Origin of the sequence: Winogradskyella sp. (assembly GCF_013213835.1) — a bacterium.
Taxonomy (GTDB): domain Bacteria; phylum Bacteroidota; class Bacteroidia; order Flavobacteriales; family Flavobacteriaceae; genus Winogradskyella.
In genome coordinates, this window is record NZ_JABSSU010000007.1 from 165,619 (window position 1) to 177,009 (window position 11,391).

Sequence of the window (11,391 nt, forward strand, 5' to 3'; positions counted from 1 at the left end):
TTGTGGGTTTTTCTTTTAGAATTATCTGCTGTAATTATTTTTAGGGAATTTTTGTAACAAAATTAAAATTTCATCTACTTATATTTATGTAAGCAAATCACTACATCCGGAATAGTGATATTGATTAACCATCAAAATCTTCTCAAGGCTTTAAATCTTGATACAATTAAAATTAAGGAATATTCAGTTGTACAAACTGAATGCAACTACATAGATGGTTGTGACATTTTACCAGAAAATAATTTTTAATGTGTTTTCTGGATGAAGGCTAATGATTGTTTTAAAGATTAGAATAACTTTTTAAGCGCTAAAGTTTCATCAATTTTATGTCTCAAATAAGACAAATTATTTTGTGGAAAATTGAAGCGTTTAAAGCAAAAGAAATCAATTTAAAAGTATTAGATTTAACGTTATGAACATCTTTAAAAGACTATTCAATTTTTTCCAGTCTAGAGCTAACTCAATGACAGACAATCTCGAAGATTCAGTCTTTATTATAGAAGACAAGCTTGAAGAAATGAAAGCAGATCTTTCTGAGAATATCGCACATTTAGGGAAAATTCAGGCACTTTCAATTGAGAGGAATCATGAATATAAAAATGATTTAAATGATATTGAAAATTTTGAGCAAAAAGCGATTGACATTATCAAAAATGGACAAGAGAATGAAATAAATAAAGAAAACGTTGAGAAATTGGCTAAAGAAGCACTTATTAAAAAGGAAGAAATTCTTGCTAAAACTGAGGCCACAAAAGATGAACGTGAAACATTAAATCAAAAAGTAAAATCATTACAAGAAACTGTTGAACTCATAAAAACTAATATCTCAGATTGGGAAAACGAACTAAAAAGCCTCAAAGCTGAGATAAAAGTGAATCAGGCTGAAAAAAATATAAATCAACGAATGACTGAATTAGAAAATATGGGTACTGTGGATAAATTAGAAGCTTTAAAAGAAAGCATCTTACAGTATGAGATGTTATCAGATGCAACTATTGAAGCACAAGACGATGAACGCATCAGTTTAGGAAATGATATCGATTTCACTTTAAATGAAGCGGAAACTAAAGCTAGCTTAGCATTGAAAAAATTAAAAGATCAATTAGAATTATAAAACATTAACATATTGGAACAGTATTTTGACATAGTATTTTCACCAGTAAACATGACGCTCAGCATCTTGTTGATCATCTTAATTGTGTATTGGCTTGTTACCATGATAAGCGGTATTGATTTTGATTTGGATATAGATGTCGACATAGATGTTGACGTTGATGCAGATGTGGACATTGATCTTGAAAGTGGTCTAGAAAGTGCTAATATAGATTTACATGATGTTGCTAGCACTGAAGTTGAAAGACAACACGTAGTCAATAAACGCACACGTAAATTAAAATGGTGGCAAGTCGTTTTAATCTATTTCAACTTTGTTGGTTTACCGTTTATGTTCACGTTTACCTTTTGGATTTTCAATTGGTGGCTCATATCTGTCATTACAACTACACTAACCGAAAATTACGACACAAACTTCGGTCATACTATTGTACTTCTATCAATAATTCCATCATTGTTTCTTACAAAAATAGTGACAACACCTCTTAAATCGTTCTTTAAAAACCTTAACAAAGATGGTGATAAAGCTGTCGATTTTATTGGTAGACAAGCCAAATTGTTATCAACCATTTCAGAAGATAAAATGGGAAATGCAGAAGTCGTTGTAGATGGCAATGTCATGAATATCTATGCAAAATCTTTAGATGGAACAGAAATTCAATTTAGAGAAGACGTTCTCATTATTAAACAGTCAGAAGACAAAAACTACTTTTTAGTAGCTAAAGCAAAACTTAATTAACATAACATTTTAAATAATTAATAAACTATGGAAGGAATCTTAGTAACAGTATTAGCAATTGTTCTATTCTTAATCATTGTAATCTTCGCTATAATTGCGATGTTTTACAAAAAAGTCCCTCAAGGGCAAGCATTAGTACGAACAGGTTTTAGTGGCACAAAAGTAGCTACAGATAAAGGTTTGTATGTGGTACCATTATTTCATCGTGTTGAAATCATGGATATCTCAGTAAAGAAAATACAAATTGAAAGGTTAGCAGGTGAAGGATTAATTTGTAAAGACAATATGCGTGCAGATATCAAAGTGGCATTCTTTGTACGCGTTAACAATGAAGTAGAATTTATCAAAAAAGTGGCACAAACTATTGGTGTAGATCGTGCGTCAAGAAAAGAAACTTTAGAAGATCTTTTTGAAGCAAAATTTTCTGAAGCTTTAAAAACAGTCGGGAAGAAATTTGAATTCACACAACTATATGAAGCACGTCGTGAGTTTAGAGATGAGATTGTAGATATTATTGGTACAGATCTTAATGGTTACACCTTAGAAGATTGTGCTATCGATTACTTAGAACAAACTGCAGTGTCTCACTTAAAACCAGATAACATATTAGATGCAGAAGGTATTAAGAAGATTACAGATCTTACTGCAGAACAAAATATTAAAGCCAACCTTATTAAGCGCGATGAAGAAAAAGTCATCCGCAAACAAGATGTAGAAGCTCAAGAAGCTATCCTAGAATTAGATAAGCAATTGGCTGAAAAAGAAGAGCAACAAAAACGTGAAATTGCAAATATTAAAGCACGCGAAGAAGCGTCAACTTTAAAAGTAGCTGAAGAAGAACGTTTAAAATCTGAAACAGCACGAATCGCTACAGAAGAAAAAGTAAAAGTTGCTGAAGAAAACATGCAACGTCAAATTATTGTAGCAGAGAAAAACAAACAACGTACAGATGCTATTGAGACAGAACGTGTAGAAAAAGACCGTTTATTAGAAAGAACTGAAAAAGAACGTATTGTAACACTAGCTCAAATTGAAAAAGAGAAAGTTGTAGAAGTCGAGAAAAAGAACATTCAAGATGTGATTAGAGATCGCGTGACACTTGAAAAAGGTGTGGTTGAAGAGCAAGAAAATATGAAAGATATTGAAGCATTTAAAACCGCAGATAGAGCAAAACAAGTGGCTATAACAAATGCTGAAGCTGCTGCCCAAGAAGATTTAATTAAGACTATTAAAGCTGCAGAGGCTCAAAAAGAAGCTGCGAAACAAGCAGCAGAAAAGATAAATATTGAAGCGCAGGCTCAAAAAGAAGCTAGTGAAAAAGAAGCAGATGCTCGTAAAACACTTGCTGAAGCTAAAGCTAAAGAAGAAGCTACAATTGGTATGTCAGAAGCTCAAGTAATGCATGCAAAAGCTGAAGCTAGCGAAAGACAAGGTGTGGTTGAAGCATTAATCATTCAGAAAAAAGCTGAAGCTGAAGCTAGTGGAATTACCGCAAAAGCTGAGGCTAAACGATTAGATGGTCTTGCAGAAGCTGAAGTAATTAAAGAAAAAGCTATCGCTGATGCATCTGGAATTGAAGAAAAAGCTGAAGCTATGAAGAAATTAGATGGTGTTGGTAAAGAGCACGAAGAGTTCAAACTTAAACTAGATAAAGAGCTTCAAGTGGACCTTGCTAAAATCAAAATTCAGAAAGATATTGCCGATGCACAAGCTCAAGTTATTGGTGACGCATTAAGAGCTGCTAATATTGATATTGTTGGTGGCGAAACCATGTTCTTTGAGCAGATTATTGGTCAGATTACAAGAGCTAAAGGTTACGACCGTTTAGTAGAACATTCAGAAACTGTAACCGAAGTCAAAGACGCTATTTTAAGCAGCGATGATGTTAAAGGCAACCTCTTAGATAAAGTAAAATCTTTTGCTGACAAATACGGCATAGGTTCTGAAGACATTAAAAACTTAACCATAGCAAACCTGTTAAGTAATCTTCAAAACAAATCTGAAGATGATGGTGAGCAAACCATGTTAAGTAACTTAATGAACCTTGCACAAGGCATGGGATTACTTAATAAAAAGATGAATGATTTATAAAAGTTGTAAGGCTGTTTTATAAGTCAATGAGTTGATAAACTGTCACATTTAGCATTGGTTGAAATCAAAATGCATTTTGATTGAAAGCACACTGCGAAGCAGTCGAAATGTCTAAAAAAATTAGATTTCTCGACTACGCTCGAAATGACAGGAACATAAAACTTCTAAAAAAGCCTAATACAAACTACTAAGGTAAAAGTGATAAATCCATTTTGATTTTGAAACTAACCTAAGACTATTTTAATCTCGATGTATAGAGTAAAACTTTTATAAAAAATGGCAGACAACCAAACTGATAATCATATAGCTTTAGATTCTGGAACCTATGAAATAATCCAGAGTCGTTTACTAAAGCAAAAAAACGATTTACAAAATCGTTTACACTTACTCAATGAAGAGCGCAAAAAGGTCTTCGGGTCTTTAGAAACGCAACTCATTGCTAATGACCGCATCAATACAGAAAACAACTGTATTGCCAGAGATATAGTATCCATTGGTAATCTGAGTCTTTTCGGTTATAATGTTCATTTTGGCTTACGTACGTCTATTTCCTTGAGTGATGTTTTTAGTGTTTATGAGTTTGAAAGAAATGGCGAAACCTTAGGATTTAAAGAAAGTACTTCAGGATTAACACTCATTGATGACCCAGTTTTTATCAACGATTTTGAGAATCTATATAAGTACTATCGCAATACTATTTTTTCAAAGTTTGCTATTATTGGTAATTACCTTCACATGGTGTTTCAACTTAGTGAATCGGTAACAGATATTAAAACCTTTAAATGGCTCATAAAAGGTAATACACTACAATATGTAGACAATCGTAGTGACCACGAATATCGGTATCCAGAACAATACGATTTTGTTTGGATAGAAGCTGGTAGAGATAACCAACGTCATGGCACACATGCCCATGTTTCAATTTTAGATAAGGTATTTGTAGAAACTATTGGTGGCGATTTAACCATTAAGGTAGAAGATAATACTGACAATGGTAAAGGCATATACGATGAAGATGTAGAATATAAAGACCAAACTTTAGATGATGGGCAATATCGTTATGCAGATTTAGGAAATCTTATTGTTTTAGAGATAAAACCATTTCAAGAAGCACCACGATATTTTGTGTATAACCACAAACTAAAAGTTGTAGAAAAAATTAATTCTATAGCACAATCTGCTGTATTGCTTCCAGATGACCAAGGTATTATTTTTCCAAGTGGTTACTATCTGCAAACTGGTGAGTACAATGTGTTTTCAAACAGTACTTATGAGTTAAAATTTCAACAGAAAATAACTTCACCAAATGGTGAAGACCATTTGTATGTCTTTTATGACCCAAATGATAGTGTTTACGTGTTGATGTCATATAATGTTATTGAACAAGAAGTAAAAACACCTATCGTTTGTAACGGATTTACCATTTTAGAAAAAGGTGAGTTATGTTATTTCCGTACCGAAGATGAGCAAACCAAGCATCATATGATGCAAATTTGGCAAACACCTTATCTCAATGGAGATATTATGCCTTCTGAACATGAAGATACTTTATTGTTCAAAATAGGAAATAAGGACATTGTGAAAGCAATGGCAGAAACCAACGAGCTTATCACTTTATTAAATAAAGAAGATAGTTATGACGGTTTATATGATGATATTGCTAATGCTTCAAAAGACATCTTAGATTCCTATTACTGGATTGCAAAAGAAGAAACCCAACAACTCAATTTGCCATTAGCTGAAATCAATAAAGCATCTAATGCTGCTATTGATGAGTTTGAAAAAGTTAAGCAATTACGCAGACAAGCTGAGCAAGAAACAGTTTCAATTTCAAAAAAGTCTGAAGCATTATTCAGTAAAGTAAAAAGTACGTCTTTTAAAACCATCAATGATTTTGTTGAGTTACTGACTCAACTGCGAACGTTGCGAGGTGAAACCATTGGTTTATATGAAGTTCGTTATGTAGACTATGAGTTTATAAAAAATATTGAAGCACAAATTGTAGAGCAAAATGACACAATTTCTAGACGTGCTACAACCTTTTTACTAGATGACAAAGCTCTAGAACCGTATCACAATGCTATTGCCGAAAAGCAAAAGGCATTAGATGCTTTAAGAAAGGTTATTGATATCAAAGCTTTAGAAGAAGAGGTCAATAAAATTGCTGAAGATTTAGAATTGCTAATTGATATCGTGTCCAATCTAGATATTGAAGACACGTCGCATTCAACAAAAATCATCGAAAATATTTCTTTGATTTTTGCAACCATAAATCAGGTGAAGGCTGCAATAAAAAACAAGTTAAAAGCCGTTGGAAAGAAAGAAGCACAAGCCGATTTTACAGCACAACTTAAGCTTATTGACCAAAGTATCATTAACTATATTGATATTTCCAACACTCCAGAAAAATGTGACGAATTCTTAACTAAAGTTTCTATTCAACTCGAAGAATTAGAAGGTAAGTTTTCAGATTTCGAAGAGTATATTACTCAAATCATAGAAAAACGAGAAGAAGTCTATACGGCGTTTGATAATCGCAAATCTAGTCTTATTGAAGCTCGAAACAAAAAGACTATCGCGCTTCAAAATGCAGCACAACGTATTATAAAAGGCGGACAGAAAAAAGCGGAATCTTTAGACAATATAGCAGCTATCAATGGCTATTTTGCAAGTGACCTTATGATTAATAAAGTGCGAGACATCATAAGTCAACTTAAAGATTTAGGTGATATTGGTAAATCTGAAGCTATAGAAACTGCGCTTAAAGTAGCTCGTGAAGATGCCTTGCGTAAATTAAAAGACCGCAACGAACTTTATGAAGATGGCGATAACATCATTAAACTTGGTAAACATAAGTTTGGGGTTAACAAGCAGCAACTAGACATTACTATAGTTTTTAAAGATGATGAATTATACTATCATCTAACAGGAACCGATTTTTATCAAAAGTTAGATAACGACATTCTGAACAACTCAAAAGATATTTGGAATCAAGAGCTTATTTCTGAAGACCAAAATGTTTATAGAGCAGCTTATTTAGCGTATAATATATTTACAAATGGTGATGAAAAGGCTTTATTAAGCTTCAATGCAGATGAACTATTAAAACATGTTCAAGATTTTATCAGTGGTGATTATTCTGGTGGTTATGTAAAAGGTGTGCATGACTATGATGCTATTCAATTCCTTAAAGTTTTATTGCAAAAACATAAGGAATTAGATTTATTAATCTATCAACCAAATATTAGAGCTGAAGCACAATTTTTCTGGAATAACCTGTCGGAAGAGTGCTCAACGGAATACAATCATGTTTTAAAAAGCGCAGGTGAAGTTTTAGCTGTTTTCCCTGAGAGTAAAGAGTATGACTTTATTATTGAAGAACTGTCTAAAGACATTCTAGAAAGTAGACATATTGAGGATGAGAAAATAGCGCAATCTATTGCTGAATATCTGTTTAATGAATTAAAAGATAATGACACCTTTACAGTCAGCAGTGAAGCTATAGCTTTAAAAAATGCCTTTGAAAAAACGCTAAATTCTCAAAAAGTAACGAGTAAATTTAGAGAACGTTTAGAAGCTACAACATCTCAAAAAGACCGCATAGAATTGGTAAATCATTGGGTTGCAGCTTTTGCAAAAGCCAATGAAGTTGAATTAGTGCCTTATGTTAATGAATGTGTAGCTTGTATTCTATATAAAAACAATGCAGCATCAAATTCGGCAGTTGCAGAAACAGAAATCAAAACCTTAAAAGGTGTGCATTCGAGTATTATCAATGGCACATATAGTTTTAGTTATCATAAATTCTCAAGTGAATTAAAACATTTTAATACCGTTAAAGTTCCTGCGTTTTCTGCATTTAGAACAGCGAAACATGAGGTTATTGAGCAGCTTAAAGCACAATTGAGACTCGATGAGTTTAAACCTAGAGTATTAAGTTCTTTCGTAAGAAACAAACTGATAAACGAAGTTTATTTTCCATTAATTGGTGATAATCTAGCCAAACAATTAGGAACTGTTGGTGACACAAAACGTGTAGACCGCATGGGCATGTTGTTACTGATTTCACCACCAGGTTACGGTAAAACCACCTTGATGGAATATGTAGCCAATCGACTTGGATTAATTTTTATGAAAATTAATGGCCCAGCAATTGGTCATGAAGTCACTTCTGTAGACCCAGAAGCAGCTAACAACTCAGCAGCAAGAGAAGAACTTAAAAAGCTTAATCTGGCTTTTGAAATGGGTGACAATGTGATGTTATATTTGGACGATATTCAACATTGTAATCCTGAGTTTCTTCAAAAATTTATCAGTCTATCTGATGGTACACGTAAAATTGAAGGTGTTTTTGAAGGTAAACCAAAAACCTACGATTTACGTAGTAAGAAGTTTTGTGTAATTATGGCTGGTAATCCATACACTGAAAGCGGAGAGAAATTCCAAATTCCAGATATGCTTGCCAACCGTGCAGACATCTATAATTTAGGTGATATTATTGGAGATACAGCACACTTATTTAAGTTAAGTCTTATCGAAAATGCATTAACAAGTAATCCTGTTTTGCAACAATTAAGTGCCAAATACTTTGATGATGTATACACCTTAATTGACCGTGTAGAAAACAATTTGGCAGATGCAGAACTTAAAGGAAATCATAGCAATCAGGAAATTGCTGATTATGTTTCTGTTTTAGAAAAAGTGATAACATTAAGAGATACTGTTCTTAAGGTCAATGAAACTTATATTACTAGTGCTGGTATGGAAGATAGCTATCGTACCGAACCTAGTTTTAAGTTACAAGGATCGTACAGAGACATGAATAAATTGGTTGCCAAAGTCGTCCCAATTATGGATGACAAAGAATTGCAAACTGTATTATTATCCCACTACGAAAATGAATCACAAACCTTAACGAGTGCTGCAGAAGCCAATCTTTTAAAGTATAAGGAATTAAGTAATTCTTTAACTGAAGAAGAACTGCAGCGTTGGGAAGCTATTAAAGCAATTTTCGCTAAAAACAACAAGCTAAATAGTCTTGGTGGACAAAACCAAATGTCTCAAATTATTGCTCAAATGGCAGACTTCACAGATAATATTGAAGGCATAAAAGAGATTCTTAGAAAAGGGTTTTTAGAAAAATAAAAACTAATAGTTAATAATTAGTTATGTCATTTTTCAGCGGTAGTTGACTAATACATTTCGACTAGCGCTCAATGTGATATTTACCCTATTTCAAAGTTTCTAAAACCTCTTTCAGCATTCTAAAAATGGGCTTCTTATTAGGGTATAGAAGAAATACTTTAAATCTATTCATATTAAAATTTGAAATTCCTGGTCTAAATATACAGTTACAATTCTAAAATATAAGTTGATCACATCTATGGTATGATTTAGTCTTTGAATTAACAATAACCAAACTTTAGTAACGTTTTATTAACTTTGATATCTAAACTCAGGAAGATTTGAAATTGAACCTACAAGACATACCACGAGTTAAAACAATCTCTAAAGCTGATTTTATAAAAAACTATTTCAAACCACAAAAACCGGTGGTTATAGAAAATTGTATTGAAGATTGGCCGGCATACAAGAAATGGAGTCTTGACTACATGAAAACTGTTGCAGGTGATAAAACTGTACCATTATATGATGACAGACCTGTAGATTACAAAGAAGGTTTTAACGAAGCTCATGCCACAATGAAAATGAGCGAATATGTAGATTTACTCAAACGAGAGCCTACTAAATTCAGAATCTTTCTTTGGAATATATTAAAAGAAGTCCCACAACTACAAAAAGACTTTAAATATCCAGATTTTGGATTACGATTAATGAAAGGACTTCCGATGTTGTTTTTTGGTGGAAAAGAATCCCACACTTTTATGCATTATGATATTGATTTAGCCAATATTTTCCATTTTCACTTTGAAGGTAAAAAACAATGCATCTTATTTGATCAAAAACAGAATAAGTATTTATATAAAATTCCACATTCTCTAATTACAAGAGAAGATATTGATTTTCATAATCCTGATTTTGAAAAATGGCCTGCATTAAAACATGCTAAAGGTTGGATTTGCAACTTAAATCATGGTGAAGTGTTATATATGCCTGAAGGTTACTGGCATTACATGCGCTACATTACACCAGGGTTTTCTATGAGTTTAAGAGCTATTGCCAGAAATCCAAAAAATCTAGGTAAGGCTATATACAATGTATTCTTAATGCGAAATTATGACAACATTATGAGACGTATTAGAGGACAAAAATGGATAGATTGGAAAAACCAAAAAGCAATAATCAATACTCATAAAACACTGCAACAAGAGGTTTGAATTTAAAACTTTAATATATTTGGCCTCTCAAATTAATTATACTTATGAAAAATTTATTCTTATTAATAACATTAGTCTCGTTTTCTTTCGCAAGCGCCCAAGTATTTGAAGGTAAAGGAGATAAAAAACTTCAAATTGGTGCTAATTTTCAAGATGAAGCGACTGGTGTTAACTTCACATTTGATTATGGTTTAGGAGATAACATCTCTGTTGGTGTCTCTACTTCATATGCATTAGGCATGGATGACATCTTAGCTGATGCTGCAGATTTTGGTGATCGTTTTGACTTAAAAGCAAGATTTAACGCTAATCTTGGAAGCGTTTTAAATATCGATGATAATTTCGATTTTTACCCAGGAATCAGCTTAAGTTTAAAGAATTTTGGTGGTCACTTGGGTGCGAGATATTTCTTCTCAGATGGTTTTGGTATTTATACCGAAGCAGCGTTTCCGTTTGCTAAGTATGATGATCAAGTAGATTTATTTTACAACCAATTTACTATAAATGTAGGTGCTAGTTTTAATCTATAATTAGCTAATAAAAAAATTAGAAGCCTTTTCAATAAATTGTTGAAAAGGCTTTTTTATATATAATCATTTATCTTTTCATAGATAAGGTGAGATTCCCAGCCGCGATAAAGTAGATAATCGGCAACTTTTTTTCGCTTCTTAAACTTATTCTGTTCGTTAATTTGATCTATGCGCTTCAAAATTAAATCGTCTAAGGTATTAAGATAGTCTTCTTCCTTAATTTCATTTAAAGCAATTTCTATGCTACATTTTGAAATTTCCTTGAATTTGAGCTCTCTAATAATTCGATTTTTACCCCATTTTTTTATCCTGAATTTACCTGATACAAATGCTTTGGCGAACCGCTCTTCATTAAGATAATTCTCTTGAATGAGATGCACCACAATTTGATCAATGGCCTCAGGAATCATTCTCATTTCCAAAAGTTTAGTCTTCACTTCTTTATGACAGCGCTCCTGATAAGCACAATAATTCTCAAGCTTCCTTTGCGCTTCATCGACAGTATATGTTCTTTGTAGATTCAAGCTCTAAAAATATAATAATTTGATAATTTAAAATGCATCTTTGTTAACGTTAACAT

7 protein-coding genes are annotated in these 11,391 nt (G+C 32.6%); 6 read left to right on the top strand and 1 reads right to left on the bottom strand.

Going from position 1 to position 11,391, the window contains the following annotated elements:
- Window positions 1-412: 412 nt before the first annotated feature.
- From HRU50_RS12250 to HRU50_RS12275, 6 genes are all read left to right on the top strand, one after another.
- Entirely contained in the window at window positions 413-1,114 is a 702-nt protein-coding gene (locus HRU50_RS12250) for a PspA/IM30 family protein (protein ID WP_296351379.1), read from the top strand.
- A gap of 12 nt (window positions 1,115-1,126) precedes the next feature.
- Window positions 1,127-1,852 carry an OB-fold-containig protein gene (locus tag HRU50_RS12255; protein ID WP_296351380.1) on the top strand — a complete coding sequence of 242 codons (726 nt, stop codon included), beginning with the start codon at window positions 1,127-1,129 and terminating at the stop codon, window positions 1,850-1,852.
- Between the two features lie 27 nt (window positions 1,853-1,879).
- Entirely contained in the window at window positions 1,880-3,943 is a 2,064-nt protein-coding gene (locus HRU50_RS12260; protein WP_296351381.1) for a flotillin family protein, read from the top strand.
- Between the two features lie 276 nt (window positions 3,944-4,219).
- On the top strand, window positions 4,220-9,088 hold the full coding sequence (locus HRU50_RS12265; protein WP_296351382.1) for a DNA repair ATPase: 4,869 nt from the start codon (window positions 4,220-4,222) through the stop codon (window positions 9,086-9,088).
- A gap of 320 nt (window positions 9,089-9,408) precedes the next feature.
- Window positions 9,409-10,281 carry a cupin-like domain-containing protein gene (locus tag HRU50_RS12270; RefSeq protein WP_296351383.1) on the top strand — a complete coding sequence of 291 codons (873 nt, stop codon included), beginning with the start codon at window positions 9,409-9,411 and terminating at the stop codon, window positions 10,279-10,281.
- Between the two features lie 44 nt (window positions 10,282-10,325).
- Entirely contained in the window at window positions 10,326-10,811 is a 486-nt protein-coding gene (locus HRU50_RS12275; RefSeq protein ID WP_296351384.1) for a DUF6646 family protein, read from the top strand.
- Between the two features lie 53 nt (window positions 10,812-10,864).
- Here the strand turns inward: HRU50_RS12275 and HRU50_RS12280 are convergent, their stop codons facing one another.
- Entirely contained in the window at window positions 10,865-11,335 is a 471-nt protein-coding gene (locus HRU50_RS12280; RefSeq protein WP_296351385.1) for a regulatory protein RecX, read from the bottom strand.
- Window positions 11,336-11,391 lie beyond the last annotated feature (56 nt).

Bases quoted from the DNA above. Each gene is read 5' to 3' on its own strand.
- HRU50_RS12260 (WP_296351381.1), top strand. From the start codon at position 1,880: ATGGAAGGAATCTTAGTAACAGTATTAGCAATTGTTCTATTCTTAATC.
- HRU50_RS12250 (WP_296351379.1), top strand. From the start codon at position 413: ATGAACATCTTTAAAAGACTATTCAATTTTTTCCAGTCTAGAGCTAAC.
- HRU50_RS12265 (WP_296351382.1), top strand. From the start codon at position 4,220: ATGGCAGACAACCAAACTGATAATCATATAGCTTTAGATTCTGGAACC.
- HRU50_RS12275 (WP_296351384.1), top strand. From the start codon at position 10,326: ATGAAAAATTTATTCTTATTAATAACATTAGTCTCGTTTTCTTTCGCA.